At 56.4% G+C, this 18,860-nt stretch carries 18 protein-coding genes and 2 pseudogenes; 9 read left to right on the forward strand and 11 right to left on the reverse strand.

The genetic code is table 11. The annotated features are described in order from the left end of the window. Positions 1 to 454: 454 nt before the first annotated feature. Entirely contained in the window at positions 455 to 1,105 is a 651-nt protein-coding gene (gene betI, locus ACR0EL_RS20765) for a transcriptional regulator BetI (RefSeq protein ID WP_480502005.1), read from the reverse strand. A gap of 112 nt (positions 1,106 to 1,217) precedes the next feature. On the opposite strand from betI, the gene choX reads away from it, so the two are divergent. The 4 genes from choX to choV are packed head-to-tail and all read left to right on the forward strand — an operon-like array spanning position 1,218 to position 4,973. Beyond that, entirely contained in the window at positions 1,218 to 2,144 is a 927-nt protein-coding gene (choX, locus tag ACR0EL_RS20770) for a choline ABC transporter substrate-binding protein (RefSeq protein ID WP_480502007.1), read from the forward strand. Positions 2,145 to 2,160: 16 nt separating this feature from the next. Beyond that, positions 2,161 to 3,042 (forward strand): alpha/beta fold hydrolase, encoded by an 882-nt coding sequence (locus ACR0EL_RS20775; protein ID WP_480502009.1) that lies wholly within the window; start codon positions 2,161 to 2,163, stop codon positions 3,040 to 3,042. Positions 3,043 to 3,077: 35 nt separating this feature from the next. Beyond that, positions 3,078 to 3,911 carry a choline ABC transporter permease subunit gene (gene choW, locus ACR0EL_RS20780; RefSeq protein ID WP_480502011.1) on the forward strand — a complete coding sequence of 278 codons (834 nt, stop codon included), beginning with the start codon at positions 3,078 to 3,080 and terminating at the stop codon, positions 3,909 to 3,911. A 3-nt stretch (positions 3,912 to 3,914) separates the two neighbouring features. Beyond that, entirely contained in the window at positions 3,915 to 4,973 is a 1,059-nt protein-coding gene (choV, locus tag ACR0EL_RS20785; protein WP_480502013.1) for a choline ABC transporter ATP-binding protein, read from the forward strand. A gap of 424 nt (positions 4,974 to 5,397) precedes the next feature. Here the strand turns inward: choV and ACR0EL_RS20790 are convergent. The 4 genes and pseudogenes from ACR0EL_RS20790 to ACR0EL_RS20805 all read right to left on the reverse strand — a co-directional run. Continuing rightward, positions 5,398 to 5,532: pseudogene (locus tag ACR0EL_RS20790) on the reverse strand (IS110 family transposase); the annotation flags it as partial. Between the two features lie 113 nt (positions 5,533 to 5,645). Then, positions 5,646 to 6,740, reverse strand: coding sequence for a GlxA family transcriptional regulator (locus ACR0EL_RS20795; protein WP_480502016.1), 1,095 nt, complete (start codon positions 6,738 to 6,740; stop codon positions 5,646 to 5,648). 297 nt (positions 6,741 to 7,037) lie between these two features. Next, a complete protein-coding gene (locus ACR0EL_RS20800) occupies positions 7,038 to 8,495 on the reverse strand; it encodes a sodium:solute symporter family protein (protein WP_480502018.1) in 1,458 nt (485 codons plus the stop codon). A gap of 246 nt (positions 8,496 to 8,741) precedes the next feature. Continuing rightward, complete coding sequence (locus tag ACR0EL_RS20805; protein WP_353008252.1) at positions 8,742 to 9,974, reverse strand: aminopeptidase P family protein; 1,233 nt, start codon at positions 9,972 to 9,974, stop codon at positions 8,742 to 8,744. 130 nt (positions 9,975 to 10,104) lie between these two features. On the opposite strand from ACR0EL_RS20805, the gene ACR0EL_RS20810 reads away from it, so the two are divergent. Beyond that, entirely contained in the window at positions 10,105 to 10,992 is an 888-nt protein-coding gene (locus ACR0EL_RS20810) for a LysR family transcriptional regulator (RefSeq protein WP_480502020.1), read from the forward strand. Between the two features lie 335 nt (positions 10,993 to 11,327). On the opposite strand, the pseudogene ACR0EL_RS20815 reads toward ACR0EL_RS20810, so the two are convergent. After that, a pseudogene (locus tag ACR0EL_RS20815) lies at positions 11,328 to 11,921 on the reverse strand (IS3 family transposase); the annotation flags it as partial. 42 nt (positions 11,922 to 11,963) lie between these two features. Between ACR0EL_RS20815 and ACR0EL_RS20820 the strand changes: the two are divergent. Next, positions 11,964 to 12,338 carry an exonuclease domain-containing protein gene (locus ACR0EL_RS20820; RefSeq protein ID WP_480502023.1) on the forward strand — a complete coding sequence of 125 codons (375 nt, stop codon included), beginning with the start codon at positions 11,964 to 11,966 and terminating at the stop codon, positions 12,336 to 12,338. Positions 12,339 to 12,826: 488 nt separating this feature from the next. Here ACR0EL_RS20820 and rplT read toward each other — a convergent pair whose 3' ends face one another. The 5 genes from rplT to pyk all read right to left on the reverse strand — a co-directional run bounded on the left by rplT (position 12,827) and on the right by pyk (position 17,277). After that, positions 12,827 to 13,192: a 50S ribosomal protein L20 gene (rplT, locus tag ACR0EL_RS20825; protein ID WP_152457001.1), complete on the reverse strand. Its 366-nt coding sequence runs from the start codon at positions 13,190 to 13,192 to the stop codon at positions 12,827 to 12,829. Positions 13,193 to 13,206: 14 nt separating this feature from the next. Beyond that, complete coding sequence (gene rpmI, locus ACR0EL_RS20830) at positions 13,207 to 13,407, reverse strand: 50S ribosomal protein L35 (RefSeq protein ID WP_010443552.1); 201 nt, start codon at positions 13,405 to 13,407, stop codon at positions 13,207 to 13,209. Positions 13,408 to 13,591: 184 nt separating this feature from the next. Then, positions 13,592 to 15,142 (reverse strand): alanine/glycine:cation symporter family protein, encoded by a 1,551-nt coding sequence (locus tag ACR0EL_RS20835; RefSeq protein WP_353013216.1) that lies wholly within the window; start codon positions 15,140 to 15,142, stop codon positions 13,592 to 13,594. 12 nt (positions 15,143 to 15,154) lie between these two features. Beyond that, positions 15,155 to 15,592, reverse strand: coding sequence for a universal stress protein (locus tag ACR0EL_RS20840; RefSeq protein ID WP_170531537.1), 438 nt, complete (start codon positions 15,590 to 15,592; stop codon positions 15,155 to 15,157). Positions 15,593 to 15,831: 239 nt separating this feature from the next. Continuing rightward, positions 15,832 to 17,277 (reverse strand): pyruvate kinase, encoded by a 1,446-nt coding sequence (gene pyk, locus ACR0EL_RS20845; RefSeq protein WP_353013219.1) that lies wholly within the window; start codon positions 17,275 to 17,277, stop codon positions 15,832 to 15,834. A 127-nt stretch (positions 17,278 to 17,404) separates the two neighbouring features. Here pyk and ACR0EL_RS20850 point away from each other — a divergent pair, with 127 nt between their 5' ends. The 3 genes from ACR0EL_RS20850 to ACR0EL_RS20860 all read left to right on the forward strand — a co-directional run bounded on the left by ACR0EL_RS20850 (position 17,405) and on the right by ACR0EL_RS20860 (position 18,832). After that, the gene (locus tag ACR0EL_RS20850; protein WP_480502027.1) at positions 17,405 to 18,157 is read left to right on the forward strand and encodes an N-formylglutamate amidohydrolase; all 753 of its coding nucleotides are present in this window, start codon (positions 17,405 to 17,407) and stop codon (positions 18,155 to 18,157) included. 44 nt (positions 18,158 to 18,201) lie between these two features. After that, positions 18,202 to 18,441, forward strand: coding sequence for a DUF6868 family protein (locus ACR0EL_RS20855; protein WP_480502029.1), 240 nt, complete (start codon positions 18,202 to 18,204; stop codon positions 18,439 to 18,441). A gap of 76 nt (positions 18,442 to 18,517) precedes the next feature. After that, positions 18,518 to 18,832: a DUF1244 domain-containing protein gene (locus tag ACR0EL_RS20860; RefSeq protein ID WP_480502031.1), complete on the forward strand. Its 315-nt coding sequence runs from the start codon at positions 18,518 to 18,520 to the stop codon at positions 18,830 to 18,832. Positions 18,833 to 18,860: the final 28 nt, after the last annotated feature.

Below are 18,860 nucleotides of genomic sequence, written 5' to 3' on the forward strand. Positions count from 1 at the left end.
GCTCAGCCAGAAAAGGTCAGACATGTCACCACTCGTTTTTCGAACGATGAATCATGCCGAAAAGCGGAAATCAATGGGTCCTGACCCTAGACATGAACAGGCAAAAAACGCGCTAAGCCGCCGCAGGCCAAAGTAGTGTCGGCATTTATGCGGGCCTCGTCATGACCTGGCTGTTTCGCAGCGCATCCCAGTTTTGCGGTCTTTCGAGCATCGTGCAGTCTTTTAGAAGAGTCTATGGTGGCAGGCGGCCAAAGTAGCCTTGCGACCGCAGCGTCTCCCGGCTTGGCGATCCTGGCACCAGCCAGGTCACGGCAGGCTGCACAGCGTAAAGGTCCAGCCACAAGCAGTAATCCTACTTCAAGCAATGCTTGCCCAGTACATTGGCAAACTGCGAGAATCCGAACGGTCTAAACCACGCAACTACGATGAGGCCAAGCGGGAATGTTCGGTGTTCTCAGCCCCTGTTTGCCGAAACAGCTGCCGCCAGGGTGCTCATTTTTTCTCGCGCTGGCTGCCGGTTCTGTGCTTCGGGGAGCACCTGGCTAACAACAGTTTCGATTTGCGCCTTCGCCTCGTCCCGGTTCAAGCCGCCGATTTGCAGTCCGCAGCGCATCCATAGACCGTCAATGAGCAGGCTGACTGTATGCGCGGTGCTTTCAGCTTCGGCTGCGCTGATGCCAGTGTCTTTCAGTGCCGAGTACAGATTGGTGTGGAGCCTTCTGTAAATGGCTGTCTGCAAGCGCTGGAACTGCGGATTGTGAGGAACTTCCGCGCACATCGCGATCCAGCCGTGGGCAACCTCTGAGCGGAAAGTCGTTGGAGAAAAGTTCGCTTCCACAACGGCATAGAACCTTTCCCAAGGAGAAGAGGACATGCTGAGGAACAGGACAGCTTCCTTTCTGAGCGCAGCATTGGCCTGGCGCATCGCGGTCTCAATCAAGTTCTGCTTGCTGGTGAAATAGTGCAGCACACTGGCCTTGGAGACGCCGGTGTGTTCGGCAACGCGTTGCAGCGTTGTGCCCTGCATTCCATGCAGCGACAGCACCTCGAAGGCAGCCGTGGCGAACTCCTCCCTGCGTATTTCAGCAATGCTTTTGCGGCCCATTCCGATCTCCTCTTAACCGGAAGTTAGGATTTGTTGACTCTAAGGTCAACTTATCTTACTGGATGGTTTATTGACCTGTGGGTCAGTAAAATGACCAAAGGGAGGAGAGAGTATGAAACGGATGGTTGCAACCCCGCTACTGGCTTCGGCGCTTGCGCTGACTGCGCATCAGGCGGCTGCTGATTGCGGGACTGTGCGCATGGCAGAGCCAGGCTGGACGGACCTCGCGTTGACCACTGGTGTGGCAAGCGTTGTGCTGGAAGGGCTTGGCTATACTGCGGAAAGCGATGTGCTGGGCATTCCAGTGATCTATGAAGCGATGGTCAGCAAGGACCTGGATGTGTTCCTTGGCTATTGGGATCCAGCGATGGAGACCTATTACCAGGCCTATCGCGACACCGGCGCAATCGAGACGGTTCACCAGAACCTGGAAGGGGCGAAGTTCACCTTTGCTGTGCCGCAGTACGTCTATGACGCAGGGGTAACGGATTTCAGCCACCTGGCAGAGAATTCGGAAAAGTTCGGCAGCCAGATGTACGGGATTGAGCCGGGCTCGAATGACATCATGCTGGATATCGTCGGCAAGGATGCCTTTGGCCTCGGCGGCTGGAAAGTGGTCGAAAGCTCCGAGCAGGGGATGCTGGCGCAGGTCAAGAAAAACGCCCGCAAGGAAGACTGGATCGTGTTCCTGGCATGGGCGCCGCATCCGATGAACACCGAGTTCGAGATTGCGTACCTGACCGGCGGCGACGACTTTTACGGCCCTAATTTTGGTGGCGCGACCGTCCATACCCAGGTTCGCAAGGGTTACATCGAAGAATGTCCGAACGTGGGCAAGCTGCTGACCCAGATGACGTTTGATATTCCTGTTGAAAGCGAAGGCATGGGTTACATCCTGGGAGACGGCGACGACCCCACGGATGCCGGAGCCAAGCTGTTGAAAGCGCACCCGGAATATCTTGAAAGCTGGCTTGAAGGTGTCACCGCCAAAGACGGCGGCAGCGGTCTGGACGCAGTGCGCGCGCATCTGGGCTTGTAAGACGGTGGGGCGGCTGATGCCAAAGACTGCCGAAAACCTCAGCAGCTGCCCTATCCATGCAGAGATGCACGGTGACGCTTCGTCGCCGTGCATAGTCCTGATCCTCGGATTGGGGATGCGTATTGAAGAATGGCCGCGGGAGGCAATTGCCGATCTGGCGTGCGACTTCCGGGTGATTTGTGTCGACAACCGGGATTCGGGAGGGTCGGGGCGCTGTGGCCCGGATGTGGACAGAGCCGCCGTCGAAACGCTTGAAACCGGGGCACCCTATGGCCAAGAGCCGTTGCCCTACACGCTGTTTGACATGCGTGATGATGTCCTGCGGGTTCTGGACGAACTGCAGATCAACAAGTTTGCTGTTGCCGGTTTCTCCATGGGAGGCATGATCGCACAACTGGTTGCTGCAGAAGCCGGCACCCGGGTCACCGGCATGGTGCAGATATGCAGTTCCGCCGGAGAAGCAGCCGCTCCGGTCCCGGCAGAGACCTGGCAGCGCTTTCTGCGGAATGCGCGCCCGTTTGAAAACCGCGATGCTCTGATCCGCTGGCTTGCGGAGGATCTGATCTGGTGCTCCGCACCTTCACCGCTTCTGGATGCTGTCGAGGCGGCTGAGGAGATGGTGGATGGTGGTTACACACCTGGCGGCTATGCCCGGCAGCTTCTGGCGTTGAGCCGGTCGGGAGACCGCGGCGCATATCTGACACAAATAACTTGCCCGACCCTGGTGATTGGGGCGGCGCAGGACCGTTGCATCGAGCCGGCCAGCTCACAGCTGGCCAAACGGCTTATCCCGAACGCAGAACTCGTCGTTTGCGAGAACACCGGCCATGCGCTGGAGCCCGATGTGATGGCACATCTTAGCAGCTGGCTCAGAAAGACACTGAATCAGCATCATTGAATATCCGCAACACGGACAGGAGGGAGGACCTGAAAATGGAGTGGCTGGAATCTCATAAGATCCCTATCGGGGCATGGGCCAAAAGGTTCGTCGAGTGGCTTACCGACAACTTCTTCTGGTTCTTCGACGGGCTGTCGGCAGTGCTGGAATCTATCATTCTTGCGCTGCTGTGGCTGCTGCAGGCGCCGAATCCTTTTGTAGTGATCGCAGTAATCACGGTCTTGTCCTGGCTGGCCCGGAGATCCGCGGGCTTCACCGTATTCACCGCACTGGGGTTGCTGCTGATCGTCAATCAGGGCTACTGGGTCGAGACGACTGAAACATTGGCGCTGGTGCTGGCCGCCGCCACCGTCTGCATGGGGTTGGGGGTGCCGCTGGGCATTGCAGCCGCACGCAGGCCCTGGCTGCACCGGGCGATGGAGCCAGTCTTGGATCTGATGCAAACGATCCCGACGTTCGTCTATTTGATCCCCGCGCTGATCCTGTTCGGCCTCGGCATGGTACCTGGTTTGATCGCAACGGTGATCTTCGCCATTCCAGCGCCGATCCGGCTGACCCATTTGGGCATCACTTCCACTCCGACGGCGCTGATTGAGGCGGGCAAGGCTTTCGGCTCAACTCCGCTGCAGCTGATGTGGAAGATTGAGCTGCCCTATGCACTGCCGCAGATCATGGCCGGGCTAACACAGACCATCATGCTGTCTCTGTCGATGGTGGTGATCGCCGCGCTGGTGGGGGCCGACGGGCTGGGTGTGCCGACCCTGCGGGCTTTGAATTCTGTGAATATTGCTAAAGGGTTCGAAGTCGGAATCGCCATCGTGCTGGTCGCGATCATCTCCGACCGGATGTTCAAGCGGGGAGGCGCCTGAGCAATGACTGAAACAATGGTTCGTTTTGACAACGTCAACATTGTCTTCGGCAAGGAGTCAGCTAAGGCGCTACCGCTGATGGACAAGGGCATGAGTCGCGCGGAAATCCAGGAGCAGACCGGCCAGGTCCTGGGCGTTCACGACTGCTCGATTGACATCAAGAACGGCGAGATCATGGTGCTGATGGGCCTGTCCGGTTCTGGTAAGTCCACTCTATTACGCGCCGTGAACGGCCTAAACCCCGTGGTTCGCGGCAAGGTCGAGGTCAACACCGGGCGCGGCATTGTCGACGTGGTGCAGGCCGATGCCCGCGATCTGCGGAAGATCCGCCGTGACCGTATCGGCATGGTGTTCCAGCAATTCGGGCTGCTGCCCTGGCGCACGGTGATTGACAATGTGGCCTACGGGCTGGAGGTGGCCGGCGTTCCGAAAGAAGAACGCTACCGCCGGGCGCGCGAGCAGCTGGAACTGGTCCATCTGGAGGATTGGGCAGACCGCAAGGTGCAGGAGTTGTCCGGCGGCATGCAGCAGCGCGTCGGCCGGGCCCGTGCCTTTGCCACCGAGGCGCCGATCCTGCTGATGGACGAACCATTTTCGGCGCTGGACCCGCTGATCCGCAACAAGCTGCAGGGCGATCTGCTGGAGTTTCAGCAGAAACTGGGCCGCACCATCATCTTTGTCAGCCATGATCTGGACGAGGCACTAAAAATAGGATCCCGCATTGCTATCATGGAGGGCGGCCGCATCGTGCAATGCGCAGAGCCACAGGACATCGTGTTGAACCCGGCAACGCCTTATGTCGCTGAGTTTGTTGCCCACATGAATCCGCTGAACGTCCTGCGCGCGATGGAGATCATGGAGGGTGTCACTTCGACGGTTGCGGCGAATGCCCGCTCGATCCCGGACACGACACCGCTGAAGGACATCATCGCCATGCTGATTGATGAGCAGAGCGACATCCTAGTGACAAACGGTGACGGCCCGGTTGGCACGATTAACGTGAAGGCGGCGCTGTCCTGCTTGCTTAGAACACAGCAAGGACAGATGATGTTGGCACAGTAGCCTACGCTGCAAGAAGCACTACTCCCGCTGTCGTCGCAGTGTTAAGACATTGCAATTAAGCCCGACCACTCGATTGGTGGGCCGGCTCTTGAGCTCCCTAACATGATCTTTCGAAGGGCTGTTCCCAACAGTGCTGTTTTTTCCTTGGAGAAGCCCTTGGCAGCGGGGTCAAAGCCTGCGTGGATAGTGCCCTCTCGATTTCAAATGGCCGCTTGAATTGTGTTTTCTCAAAAACAACCAACCTCCGCCTTCACCCCTTCCAGTGGAGCGCCGCAGGCAAAAAGCGCGGTTTGCCGACTTTGAAGCCGCTTGCAGCGAATTTCCACTTTTGTCCCGCTCCTTTCAAGTTCGGGCATACCGATGCGAACGGCCGTTACAATCATGTATTGACGAAGGACAACCGATTTGTGCAACACAAGCACTGCAAAGCACTGAAGAAAGTCAATATCCGATCTTTCCGCAATTTCTTGCGCAGAACAGGCTGCCCCGCTCCATCTGTCCCATGAATCTGAAACACGTTCTTAGCCAGATCGAGCCCGACCGTGATAATCTCCGACATGACCGCTCTCCTTTATGGATCGTTGCAGACCCACCTGGGCACATTGATGCCGTCGGGGCGGCGGCCACATCATCAAAGCCGCTATCACGTCAAGCCCAGCTACCATGCTGGTTTCACAGGGTGAAACCTTCACGCGATTTTTTTGCAACGAAGCTCCTATCCGGGTTAGGCTCACTATCTCTAACCTGTTCTGATTTTGTAGCTAACGTCCAGGTTTTGCGGTAGCTGTGAGGGGAAATGGCGAACATGCGTTTGAATTGCCTAGCGAAATGTTGCGCATTACCAAAACCCGACGCGATCGCGATTTCGCGCACACTCATGTCGGTTTCGTTGAGCAACGAGTAAGCCCGCTCTAACCGAAGCTGGAAATAAAATTGCCATGGAGAACGTCCTACGTGCTTCTGATACAGTCGCTCCAACTGCCGTCGTGACGCTGCTACCCGTCGGGCGATCTCTTCCATTTCCAATGGCTCCTCCAGATTTTCCTGCATAATGCGGATGGCGGAGGTTAGCTTTTTGTTTCGACTGCCTAGCACCGCCGAGACCGCGGATACCTGGCGAGTCATCCCTACTGTAGCCCGCTTGTGCAGGCACATGTCAGCGACGCTAGTCGCCAAGAGCGAACCATACGTCTCCTCAATGATCTCTAACATCATATCCGTGGCCGCATGGCCACCGCCGCAAGTGCGCAGGCCTCGATCGGTTTCATAAAGGTTCCGGGTTGGCTCCAGTTCTGGAAAGAGTTCGCGGAAAGATGGGACATTCTCCCAATGCACTGTAAAGCGGCGGCCGTCCAAGGCACCGGCTTCCGCGAGCGCGAAGGCACCAGTGCAAATCCCCCCGACGTTAATACCATGTAATCTCTGTCTTCGAATCCAACCTAGAACCCTGTTATCGCAGGCCAAAGCAGGCTCTGTTCCGGAACAGACGAAGGCGGTACTGCCGCGCTCCAGCACCTGCAAACCGCTGTCCGCGCCTATACTGATGCCGTTGGAGCAAACTACAGGATCCCCGTCTGTACTCATTACGTACCATTCAAACAACCGTTTGCGAGTTAGTTGATTGGCCATGCGTAACGGTTCTATTGCAGCGCTGAAGGCCAGCAAGGTTGTATTTGGAAGTAGTAAGAAAGAGAACTTTTTTGGTGGCCCGTCATAATCCAGACTAAAGGATGCTGCTCCTTTTGGAAGGAAACGTTGATATTGCATTTCGCGCTCCTGTTCAGGGAAACTGTAGTCATTTTGAATGCAATGCCGAGCCTGGATTGGGCCACATCTCTGCGGCCGGCTTTGCCAAGTTGATCGCATATGCGACGATCTCGCGAGGAAAACGGGACCGCTTCAGGCGCGGCAGTGAGGATGGCATTTTCAGGCCGGTCGCTTAACCCGATCGCACACCCAAACAGCTTGGCAATCCCGCTGCGAGAGAAGCCCGTATCAGGCCACCAAATTCCCACAGAGGAAGGCAGGCCCGATGGCCTGCCTTCTTCATTTCATCCGTCCAGCTCAGGCCGTGTGAACCCGTCTGTCAAGGCCGAAGGTCAAAGCGCTGACACCTATGTAAAGGGCTGTCGAAACTACGCAGCCGACCAACGGTCCAACGACCCAGCCTGCGTCGCTCCAGATCAAAAGGTAGCCCGAGGTGCAGAATCCACCGACCATCGCGGCCAATGCGCCATAAGCGTTGCCCCGCCAGAACGCTGACACAAAAATCGGCCCTACCAGGGCGGCCAGCAATGTGCCCGTGCCGAGGATGCCCAGCCAAGACAGAAAAAACGGCGGTGCGTAGATCATCATGGCCAGCCCGACCAGACCGAAGACCACGACTGCTGCGCGGTTGATGAACAGCACGGTCGTGGGATTCTCGTGGCCCGGAAACAGCGCGCGGCGTAGGTCATGCGATGCCGCAGATGCCACGGTGTGCAGCAGCGAGTTGGCGGTGGATTGCATGGCAAACAAGATGCACAGCGTGATGAAGCCGCCCAGGATCGGGTGCAGGAAGGTCTCAAGGTAAACGGGCATGGCCTGATCTGCCTCTGCCAGATCGGGCATCTTTATACGCATGTAGAGACCGACAATCGGGATCAGCGACAGGATGCAGGCGAAAGGCGCGACGAAAATAGCGACGGTCGAAAACTTCACGTCTTCGCGGAACGCTAGAAACCGCACCGCCATGTAGGGCAGAACCGCCGAGAACATGAACGCGTAGGGCAGGACCAGATAAACCGCACCCTTGGCTTGGCCGTAGGGATCCGACGTCGTCGGGTTGACCAACTCCGGGTTGATTTCGTTCAGCTGCGCGATCATTTGCCCCAAGGGAATGTCGCTGAACATCTGTATGCAGACGATCACCGCCGCAACCAGCATCCCCATCAGCATCAGCGTGTCGGTCCAGGCAACCGCTGTTAGCCCGCCAAGGACGGTGTATAGGATGATGATAGAGATCATCACCGTAGCACCCCAGACCTGTGGAAGCTCGAGCCAGCCCGCTGCGAGGATGCCAACGGCTTTGATCTGGCTGGTCAGGAAGACCAGCAGAAGCACGATCGTGACAACCGCCGCCACACCCTGGACCAAACGCGCCAAACCGCCGGATCCATGCAGGTTTGCAGCATATTCAGGGATCGTGTTGCTGCCCATGGAAGCCGCGCGACCCGACAGGAACTTGGCGAAGAACAATACGGCAATCACCATTGCCGGGGCAAACATGAAGTTGCCGAGGATCTCAATGGCTCCGAATTCGTAGGCGACACCCGGAGAGCCCATAAAGCCCCAACCGGAATACCCAGTGGCAACGATTGTCGACGCCCCGATAAACGGGCCGAGCGAGCGTCCGGCCACCAGAAAGCCGCTTTCGTCATCATTGTTGGAATGTACGATTTTGCTCGATTTCCAGCCCAGCCATATCAAGACAACAAATGATGCGGTCATGATGAACCAGTTGATCCATGGAATGCTCTCCATGATCTACTCCTCCCTATAAGTTCGATGGAATGTGCCGGTTTCTCACGCGGCACAGGTGTTTCAGGTCAATCGTCTTGACGGGTGCGATCCAGCAGCCATGCCACAACAGCGACAGAAATGGTGGCGATACTCAGGATGATGAACCAGTCAAGAACCCAGGAATTTAGAAACATATGTTTCTCCCTTGTTTCAGTTTCTGGATGCAGAACACCCCGACTCAGGTAGAGCCGGGGCGTTCCGATTAGATCAGGCTGCCTTGACGTTTGATTTGATGATCAAATGCTCGGGGCCGTAGGGGAAGCCGGTGATGTTCTTGTTACCCGCCTCCTCGATCACGAGGATGTCGTGCTCGCGGTAGCCGCCTGCACCGGGCATACCTTCGGGGATCGTGATCATCGGCTCCATCGAGACGATCATGCCTTTTTCAAGAACTGTCTCGCAATCTTCGCGCAGCTCAAGGCCCGCTTCGCGGCCATAGTAATGGCTGAGCACGCCGAAGGAGTGACCATAGCCAAAGCTACGGTATTGCAGCAGATCGGCCTCGGCGTAGATTTCGTTCAGCTCCTTGGCGATGTCGGAACATTTGTTGCCCGGAACCAGCAGCTCCTTGCCGCGGTCATGGACCTTGCAGTTCAGCTCCCACATCTTGATGTGATCGTCGCTTGCGTGCTCGGCAAACATGGTGCGCTCCAGCGCAACGTAATAGCCCGCTACCATCGGGAAACAGTTGAGCGACAGGATATCGCCCGCTTCGATCTTGCGGCTGGTGACTGGATTGTGCGCACCATCCGTGTTCACACCGGACTGGAACCAGGTCCAGGTGTCGAGCAACTCACCATTGGGCCAGACTTTCGCGATCTCGCGGATCATCGTCGCGGTGGAATGCAGGGCAACTTCATGCTCGGGAACACCCACGGCGGTCGCTTCGACACAGGCCGCGCCGCCGATATCCGCAATGCGGGTCATTTTTTCGGTGTGCGCGATTTCCTCGGCGGACTTGATCATCCGCAGGCGCATAGAGGCCGCCGCGATGTCGACAAACTCGATCTGCGGGAACTCGGCCTTGAGCAGGGCCAGCGTATCGATGGTGATGTGATCGAATTCAATGCCGATGCGCTTTGCGCCACCAGGCAGCAGCGTGCGGATGGCATGAAAATAATTGTCTTTCTGCCAATCGGTATAGGTCACGTTCTTCCCACCGAAAGTTCGGCGCCAGGGCTGGCCGCCGTCGATGCCAGCGCTGATCGAGGTGGCGATGTCGTGATCGATGAGGAAGCCGTAGCGGCGACCGAACTGGCAATAGATGAAGTCGGAATAATAGTTCACACAATGATAGCTGGTGAACAGCGCGGCACTGATGCTTTCCTTGGTCATATGTGCGCGGATCGCGTCAACTCGGCGCTGCATTTCGGCCTCGGAAAAGGTGCCGGTGGCCTTGTCGCCGTTGCCGACGTAGTTCTGTAGACGTTCGCGTTCCATTTGTGTCCTCTAGTTGACTTGGTCTGACCCAACTCGGGTTCTCCTGCCTACAGACAGCGCCTATTGCACGATTTCGTCAAACGATGTTATCTCAAGGGAGTATTAGATTTCCTCATGCTACAGGAATATCATGGCTTTACCTCCTCTCAATGCACTGCGGGCCTTCGAAGCCGTAGTACGGTTTGGGTCGTTCAAAGCTGCGGCCGAGGCAATTTTCGTCACGCAATCGGCGATCAGCCATCAGGTGAAGAATTTAGAATCTTGGCTCGGGGCACCGTTGTTTCTTCGGGAAGGCAACCGTGCGACCCTGTTACCTCACGCTCAAGACCTGGCGAATTCCTTGTCCCTGTCGCTGGCCGAGATTGATGCAGCATGTCACCGTGCCAAATCGGGCAATCATGGAAATGAACTGGTCGTTGCCGCAATCCCGTCTGTTTCAATGTGCTGGCTTATCCCCCGGCTTACCAAATTCAAGCAAATCCATCCGGAGATCGAGACCCGCATCGTCTATGCGATCCACGGATATGAAATCGACTTTTCTGATGTGCATGTCGCATTTACATTTCAGCCGGAACCACCGCACAGCCCTGATATTGCGTCTGAATTCTTCCTGAGCGGCGACAGCCTGCCCGTGTGCAGCCCGGCTCTGCTCGCCCAGCACAACACCACGTCGGACGAACCGGTAGACTTGCGTCAGCTTGGCCTGTTGCATGATGGCGATACCACTGGATGGCGGCGCTGGTTTGATCAAGACAACAACACGGACCCCGGACCTTTGCACGGACCGACATATGAGGACTTCAACCTGTTGAGGGCCGCGGCTTTATCTGCCCAAGGTGTTGCACTTTGCCCGTTTGCCATGGTGCAACCGGACCTTGAGATTGGAGCGCTGGTTCAACTGTCTGACCGCCGTATGAGCTACGGATCGGACTATTTCTTGGTCAAATCGAAACGCGTTGCTTCGGAGGTTCAGGCGCAGATCAACATGTTCACCGAATGGGCACTCTCCGAACGCTGAGGCTCGGGGCTGACCCCCTGACCGTGACGCAGGTGGGGATGGGCTCCGGAAACTCGCTGGTCGCTCTGAATGATGACAAGTTTGATCTTGCCAAGAGCAGTGAAGTTTTTACTTCTGATTCGCAGGACCGCATGCCGGCTTCGTCAGGTTGTTGACGCGGCCATACCTTTGGACGCGTTCTTGCAATCAAGCGGTCTGTTCTGCGACATTATCAGCCCAGAGGAAGTTGTCACATAAACTCTGCATCGGTTGTCGGTGTGCCGACGTCAGTGTAGTCGAAGTGTATGATCCAGCCTTTGGACCTGTCACTTTGTGGTGCCGCTCCGGTTCCTCATTTATGCGGCCTGAGCTTCGAAGGCCAAGGGGCTTTTCCAGCCGAGGACTGAGTGTCTGCGACGCGGATTGTAGAATCCGTTGATGTATTCGAAGATCGCCAGTTCGGTGGCCCGCCTTGTCGGCCACGAGCGTCGCCAGATCAGCTCTGCCTTGGACGTCTTGAAGAAGGTCTCGACTGCGGCGTTGTCATAACAATTGCCCGTGCCGCTCGCGTTTCATACGATTGCTGACTGCCAACCGACGACGGGCCGGGAATGCAGGTCCAGGATGACAGCCAGATAGAGCCAACCCTCCTGCGTCCAGACATAGCTGATGTCACCCGCCCATTTTCGGTTGGGGCGATCTGCTGAGAAGTCACGATCCAACAGGTTCGGTGCAACAATGAAGCTGTGGTTGCTGTCGGTCGTCGCCTTGAACTTCTTGTTTCTCTTTACGGATATGCCGTTCTCACGCATCAGCCTGCCGACACGGCGGTGGCCGATATTGATACCAAGTTCCTTCAGCTCCTCGGTCATGCGTGGGCGACCATAGCTGCCCAGGGACAAAGCGAACTGCTCTCGGGTGTGGGTCAGGACAACCATGTCCCTGCGCTGGCTGTTGTCAATACCCGATTGCATGGCATTGATGCTGCAACTGTGAAGAACGCCCCCAAATTTGCAGAAGTATTGCCAGATTTGCGTCCGATTCTTGAAGCATATCCGCTTGTTCAACATAGCCGTTACGATGAGAAAGCCTTTGATGCAGCGTGCCGACTTGCAGGACTTCAAATGTTGAAATCGGTATGGTCAGACAGCGTTGCCATCGCTCGCCAAGCCTGGCCGGAGTTGCGGGGCAATGGTGGGCATGGTCTGGCCAATCTCAAAGAGGTGTTAGGGCTTCAATTCAAACACCATGATGCCGGAGAAGATGCACGTGCTGCTGCCGAAGTTACTTTGAAAGCAGAAGCTTCAATGGGGCGAAAAATCAGGCTGCTGAATGCCTCACAGCAGTTGGTCTTTGATTTTCAGTGATGCGAGAAGGCGACTTCGTGGGCCGTAGGGCATCAAAACAACCTTCAGCTCAAACTGAGGGCTCAAATTTCATGAGAAATAGTACTTGGACTTAATGTACATGCTATGTGTATTTCATGGACGCCAAAGAGTAACATTCGAAAATGGGTCTCGGTTAAGGCTATGGTTAGCATGCCAAAAGTGTTTACCAAATGGGCAAACTATGGGTCATTTTACAGTTGTGTCTCACGCGACATGACCTAAACGTTTCAATAGGTCATTTTGGTTGATGATATGAATAAACGGCCTCGGATTTCGTCCGGGGCTGTTTGCAACCCTGACAGGGACTGATAACTTAGATTGCGCTGGGCTGAATGCGTTGCGAAGCAAAGCGCGGAATCAGTGCATCAAGAGCCTAAAACCTGTGTCCTGCGACCTTTCCCTTACAACATAAAGAAAAGACCGCCCCAAACGGGACGGTCTTTCTTTCACTGTCTCTCGAAAGAGGATCAGGCAGTCAGAGCGGCCTGAGCTTTGGCGACGATCGCGCCGAACGCTTCCGGTTCGTGCACGGCCAGGTCGGCCAGAACTTTGCGGTCCACTTCGATACCGGCCAGGTTCAGGCCGTTGATGAAGCGGGAATAGGTCAGAGCCTCGTCATGCGAACGGACAGCCGCGTTGATCCGCTGGATCCAGAGCGCGCGGAAGTTGCGCTTGCGGTTTTTACGGTCGCGGGTTGCGTACTGGTTGGCCTTGTCGACGGCCTGACGGGCAACCTTGAAAGTGCTCTTGCGGCGGCCATAGTAACCTTTGGCGGCCTTGATAACCTTCTTGTGACGGGCGTGAGTTACGGTTCCACCTTTAACGCGGGACATATCTTAATCTCCTCTTAGCGGTCGTAGGGCATGTAGCCCTTGACGATCTTTGCGTCGGGGGCGGACAGGGTGGTGTTGCCACGGGCGTCGCGGATGAACTTTTTGGTCCGCTTGATCATGCCGTGCCGTTTGCCGGCCTGGCCAGCAAGGACCTTACCGGTCGCAGTCACCTTGAAGCGCTTCTTGGCGCTCGACTTGGTCTTCATCTTAGGCATTTCCGTCTCCTTCATTCGGGTTCGGTTTCAAACGCGACTCGGCATGCCATCTCGGCCGGTCACGCAACAGATGCGCCGTTTACGCAAGTTCTGTCATGCTGGCAAGGGGGTTTTGACCAGAATCCGCGGATTCAGCAAAGGGTCAGAGGCACCGGGGCGACGTAGGCCGCCCCGGTGAAATTGCTTAGTGTTCGAACTTGCGGATTTCCCCGCTTTGCAGCCGTGCAGCGTAGGAAGCCAGCTCCTGCCGCACCACTTTCATCAGGAAGTACAGCGCAAAGACGTTCACAACCGCCATCGCAAAGATCGCCGCGTCCGAGAAGTCGATGACCGGACCAAGGTTGGCCGCAGCGCCGATGACAACGAAGATGCAGAAGATGATCTTGAACACCAGTTCCTTGGTCTGACCTTCGCCGAACAGGTAAGTCCAGGCCTTGAGGCCGTAGTAGGACCAACTGATCATCGTCGAGAAGGCAAACAGCACCACCGCAATCGCCAGAACAAACGGGAACCAGCTGAACGCGCTACCGAAGGCTGCCGAGGTCAGGCTAACGCCGGAATTGCCATCAACGGTTGCAATCGCATTGCCTGCTTCGTTCAGCATGTAGTTGCCGGTTGCCGGATCAACGATCAGCTGCTGGGTGATGATGATCACCAGCGCAGTCATGGTACAGATCACAACCGTGTCGATGAACGGCTCAAGCAACGAGACGAAGCCCTCGGTGATCGGTTCTTTGGTCCGCACGGCCGAGTGTGCGATCGCCGCGGAACCCACGCCCGCTTCGTTCGAGAACGCTGCACGACGGAAGCCCTGGATCAGCGCTCCAACCATACCGCCAGCAACGCCTAGGCCGGTGAAGGCTCCGGCGAAGATCTGACCGAAGGCCCAGCCGATCTGGTCTGCATGCATCAGGATGATGACCAGCGCGGCCAGCACATACATGACCCCCATAAAGGGAACGACCTTCTCAGTGACGCGTGCGATGGATTTCAGACCACCCACGATCACCGCAAATACGATTCCCGCGAAGACAAGACCGGTGATCCAACCAGGATAGTCCCCGACGATACCTGCGATCTGTTGATGCGCTTGATTGGCCTGGAACATGTTGCCCCCGCCCAGCGCGCCAAGAATACAGAAAATCGAGAACAGAACGGCCAGAATCTTACCGCCCGGCAGGCCCAGCTCGGCAAACCCCTTGGACATGTAGTACATCGGGCCACCCGAAACGGTGCCGTCTTCGTATTCGTTGCGGTACTTCACGCCCAGCGTACATTCGGTGAATTTCGACGCCATGCCCAAAAGACCTGCGACGATCATCCAGAATGTTGCACCCGGTCCGCCGATCCCGATGGCAACAGCCACACCAGCGATGTTGCCCAGACCCACAGTACCCGAAAGTGCCGTGGCAAGCGCCTGGAAATGGCTGACCTCACCTGCATCGTTCGGGTCCGAGTAATCCCCTTTGACCAGGCTGATCGAATGGCCGAAGAACCGAAACTGTACAAAGGCGAAGTACAACGTGAACACCGTTGCGGCGACGACAAGCCAACCTACGATCCACGGAAAACCGGTTCCCGGAAACGGTGCGAAGATAAAGCTGACGAACGGTCCAGTCAGGTCAGCAAAGGCCTGATTGATCCGATCATCTAATCCTGGTGCCTCTTGCGCCAAAGCTGCGCTTGCCGTGAACAAGGATGCGACAAGCAGAGTAAGTAGTTTTAAAGCTTTCATTGTTCTGCCCCCTCAATTCACAACTGTGACCGGCACGTCGGCATGCATCACCAGATTCTGCGTCGAGCTGCCAAAGATGCGCTTTTTGATACCGTCGGCCGAGGATCGGCCAACCACAATCTGCGACCCGTTGTTTTCAACCGTGATCGCATTCAGGGTTTCTGCCACGTCCCCGTGACGCACCACGCCTTGAGCTGTGAAGCCAGCTGCCTTCAGACCGTCCACCGCAGGGGTGACGATGCGCGTTGTCGCCAGTTCAAGCTCCTCCTCGCGCCGTTTGTGACGTTGGGCATTTTCTTCTGGGGTCTGGAATGTGTAAGGCGACCATTCGATGACATAGGCCACCAGAAGCTCGCAGCTACCCATCCCTTTGGCCAATTCCTTGGCGAAGGTGAGCGCGCGTTCTCCGGTCTCTGTCCCATCCAGTCCGATGACAATTTTGTTTGTCATTTCGTTCCTCCATTTATGGTTGTTATCCGGGGCCCGTGCCCCCGGCGGGCGACCGGAACCTGGAACATGCTGAGTGATCGCCCTAGGGCCTTTATCGGGAATTTCCACCGGAAAATGAAATACAATCTGCAAGTTTCGCCCTAAACGGACAAAATTCGCTTAGAAATCAGGAGATTCTTGGCAAAACGGCCCACCCTGCAAGGCAGAGCGGGCCGTTTTGAAGCAACTGAAGTGCCCCGTTACTCTGGATCAGTGCTGTAGATCAGGCGTTCGTCGCAGGGTGCCACGCGCAAGATATTGGTGGTGCCTGGCACGTTGAAAGGCACGCCAGCGGTGACCACGATCTGATCGGTCTCTGAGGCAAATCCCCCGGCGCGGGCCGCGCGGGCTGCATTGACCACTGCGCTTTTGAAACGCTCTAGCTCGGGCGTCATGACGCAATTACAACCCCAGCTCAGGCACAACCGGCGCGCAGTTCCCATCAGCGAGGTCATGGCAATGATCGGCACACCGGGTCGTTCCCGCGCTGTCAGTGACGCGGTGGTGCCGCTTTGCGTAAAGCAACAGATTGCTTTGATCTCGGTTTTCTCTGCAATTTCGCGGGCAGCAGCCACGATCCCATCGGCTACAGTGGTGCCCTTTGCAGTACGAGATGCTGCAATGATCTGTGTATAGGTTGGATCAGCCTCAACCTCGATAGCGACCTTGTTCATGGTCTGCACCGCTTCGATCGGGTATGATCCCGCCGCAGATTCCGCGCTGAGCATGATGGCATCCGTGCCCTCGTAAATCGCGGTGGCCACGTCGGACACTTCGGCGCGTGTCGGCATCGGGCTTTCAATCATGCTTTCCAGCATCTGGGTTGCCACGATCACAGGCTTGGCTGCACCACGGCATTTGCGCACCAGGCGCTTCTGGATCGGTGGCACCGCAGAGACGGGCAATTCTACACCCAGATCACCGCGAGCGACCATGATGCCGTCCGAGGCATCCAGAATGTCATCAAAGGCTTCAACCGCAGCAGGTTTTTCGATCTTCGAAAGGATCGCGGCGCGGCCATCGGCCAGCGCGCGCGCCTCGAATACGTCCTTGGCCCGTTGTACAAAGCTCAGCGCCAGCCAGTCGACGCCCAACTGGCAGACAAACTCAAGATCATCACGGTCCTTGGCCGACAAAGCCGCCACGGGCAGCACGACGTCCGGAACGTTCACGCCCTTGCGGTTCGAAATCGTACCGCCGATTTCAACGGTGCAATTCGCAAAATCCTGACCGCATTCATCTACGATCAGTCGGATCTTACCGTCGTTGACCAGAAGATGTGCACCAGGCTCCAACGCCGCAAAAATCTCGGGATGCGGCAGGCAAACGCGGGCACCATCCCCTGTAGCAGGGTCAAGATCCAGACGGAAGGATGCTCCTTCAACCAGTTCCTCGGCGTCATTGGCAAACACGCCAACCCGCAGCTTGGGGCCCTGGAGGTCCGCAAGAATTGCAATCGGGCTGTCCAGGTCCTTTTCCACCTGCCGTATGATCCGGTGCCGTTCGCGAATCTCATCATGGCTGCCATGGCTCATGTTCAGACGGAATACATCTGCACCGGCCTCGTGCAAAGCACGGATAGTGTCATAGTCATTGGACGCCGGTCCCAGCGTCGCCACGATTTTTACATTTCTAAGGCGTCGCATTGTTTGTGCTCTCCTCGTCCCTCGGCAGTCACAAAATGTTACCGCAAACAGTTATCGAGATGCTTATTGCGCAATTCCCTTTTTGACGCAACTGCCCTACACCTGCGGCAAACTTGATGACAGGCTTATGACGTATTCTCCTTACTTTGTGCACGGCGAGGATCGCCTCTCCCGCTGGCTGATCACCTGCGACCACGCAACCAACACCGTCCCGCCAGAGATCAATGGCGGAGATCTGGGCCTTCCACGCGAGGATATGGAGCGTCACATTGCCTATGATGTTGGCGCCTATGAAGTGTCAAAACATTTGGGGGAGCATCTGAACGCGCCAGTCGTCGCGGCAAATTTCTCGCGCCTCGTGATCGACCCCAACCGGGGCGAGGATGATCCGACGCTTTTGATGAAGCTCTACGACGGTTCGATCATCCCCGGCAATCGTGATGCCGACACGACCGAGCGGGAGCGGCGTTTAGACATGTGCTATCGCCCGTATCACGATGCGCTTGAAAAGCTAGCCAATAAACCGGATGCGATCATTATCTCGATGCATTCGTTCACCCGACAACTCAGGGGCCGCGAGCCGCGCCCCTGGCATGTCGGCGTTCTGCACACACCGGATGAGAGGTTTTCGCACCCACTGATCAACCGGCTCAGAGCAGAAGATGATCTGTGCGTTGGTGTGAACGAACCTTACACCGGCGTTCTGCCCGGCGATGCGATTGACAAGCATGGGACGGCTCACAAGCGTCCCAATGCCCTGATCGAGCTGCGGAATGATCTGATCGCGGATCACGCCGGGCAACGGGCCTGGGCTGAGCGCTTGGCGGTGATCCTGCAGGATGCCTTGGCGGCCAGCGACCTTTGGTCCACGTCATTGTGAGGCCCCCTTTTGATCCCCATATATAAGGGAAGAAGGAGGTGACCATGACACAGGAGTTTCTGACAACTTTCTTTGGCTGGATGGCGCTGCTCAACATCGCGGTTTTGCTGTTCTCGACCCTTATGATCGTTCTCATGCAGGACTGGATAGCCGGTTTTCATGGCCGGATGTTCCAAATGGAACGCCCAGACGTGCGACGTGCCTATTTTCGGTATCTGGCCAACTACAAGATACTGACGTTGATCTTCTGCATCATCCCGTGGCTGGCCCTGAAGCTGGCATGACACAGAGCTTGTTGAAACAAAGACGCCAGAACTCTAGGTCAGAAAGAAATCGCATCCTATATTCCGGAGCCAGACCATGGACAAGCAAACCGAAATCGAACTTCAGGCCGCCGCATTCCGTCGGTTGCAAAAGCACCTGATGGAAGACCGCACCGACGTTCAGAATATCGACATGATGAACCTGACCGGGTTCTGCCGTAACTGTCTGTCGCGCTGGTATCAGGAAGCTGCGAATGAAAAAGGCATCGAGATGGGCAAGGACGAGGCCCGTCAAGTTTTCTACGGCATGACCATGGATGAATGGAAGGCCAACTACCAAACCGAGGCCAGCCCGGAAAAACAGGCCGCGTTCAACACCGCCTTCGAAGAGAATGTGGGTAAAAAAGATTGAGGCTCATAGAGCAAGACCCGCCTGATTG

The organism is Ruegeria sp. AH12 (genome assembly GCF_056541465.1).

What these genes read in the sequence shown, in the direction of transcription:
- betI (WP_480502005.1), bottom strand. Translation starts at nt 1,105, where the DNA reads ATGGGCCGCAAAAGCATTGCTGAAATACGCAGGGAGGAGTTCGCCACG.
- choX (WP_480502007.1), top strand. Translation starts at nt 1,218, where the DNA reads ATGAAACGGATGGTTGCAACCCCGCTACTGGCTTCGGCGCTTGCGCTG.
- ACR0EL_RS20775 (WP_480502009.1), top strand. Translation starts at nt 2,161, where the DNA reads ATGCCAAAGACTGCCGAAAACCTCAGCAGCTGCCCTATCCATGCAGAG.
- choW (WP_480502011.1), top strand. Translation starts at nt 3,078, where the DNA reads ATGGAGTGGCTGGAATCTCATAAGATCCCTATCGGGGCATGGGCCAAA.
- choV (WP_480502013.1), top strand. Translation starts at nt 3,915, where the DNA reads ATGACTGAAACAATGGTTCGTTTTGACAACGTCAACATTGTCTTCGGC.
- ACR0EL_RS20795 (WP_480502016.1), bottom strand. Translation starts at nt 6,740, where the DNA reads ATGCAATATCAACGTTTCCTTCCAAAAGGAGCAGCATCCTTTAGTCTG.
- ACR0EL_RS20800 (WP_480502018.1), bottom strand. Translation starts at nt 8,495, where the DNA reads ATGGAGAGCATTCCATGGATCAACTGGTTCATCATGACCGCATCATTT.
- ACR0EL_RS20805 (WP_353008252.1), bottom strand. Translation starts at nt 9,974, where the DNA reads ATGGAACGCGAACGTCTACAGAACTACGTCGGCAACGGCGACAAGGCC.
- ACR0EL_RS20810 (WP_480502020.1), top strand. Translation starts at nt 10,105, where the DNA reads ATGGCTTTACCTCCTCTCAATGCACTGCGGGCCTTCGAAGCCGTAGTA.
- rplT (WP_152457001.1), bottom strand. Translation starts at nt 13,192, where the DNA reads ATGTCCCGCGTTAAAGGTGGAACCGTAACTCACGCCCGTCACAAGAAG.
- rpmI (WP_010443552.1), bottom strand. Translation starts at nt 13,407, where the DNA reads ATGCCTAAGATGAAGACCAAGTCGAGCGCCAAGAAGCGCTTCAAGGTG.
- ACR0EL_RS20835 (WP_353013216.1), bottom strand. Translation starts at nt 15,142, where the DNA reads ATGAAAGCTTTAAAACTACTTACTCTGCTTGTCGCATCCTTGTTCACG.
- ACR0EL_RS20840 (WP_170531537.1), bottom strand. Translation starts at nt 15,592, where the DNA reads ATGACAAACAAAATTGTCATCGGACTGGATGGGACAGAGACCGGAGAA.
- pyk (WP_353013219.1), bottom strand. Translation starts at nt 17,277, where the DNA reads ATGCGACGCCTTAGAAATGTAAAAATCGTGGCGACGCTGGGACCGGCG.
- ACR0EL_RS20850 (WP_480502027.1), top strand. Translation starts at nt 17,405, where the DNA reads ATGACGTATTCTCCTTACTTTGTGCACGGCGAGGATCGCCTCTCCCGC.
- ACR0EL_RS20855 (WP_480502029.1), top strand. Translation starts at nt 18,202, where the DNA reads ATGACACAGGAGTTTCTGACAACTTTCTTTGGCTGGATGGCGCTGCTC.
- ACR0EL_RS20860 (WP_480502031.1), top strand. Translation starts at nt 18,518, where the DNA reads ATGGACAAGCAAACCGAAATCGAACTTCAGGCCGCCGCATTCCGTCGG.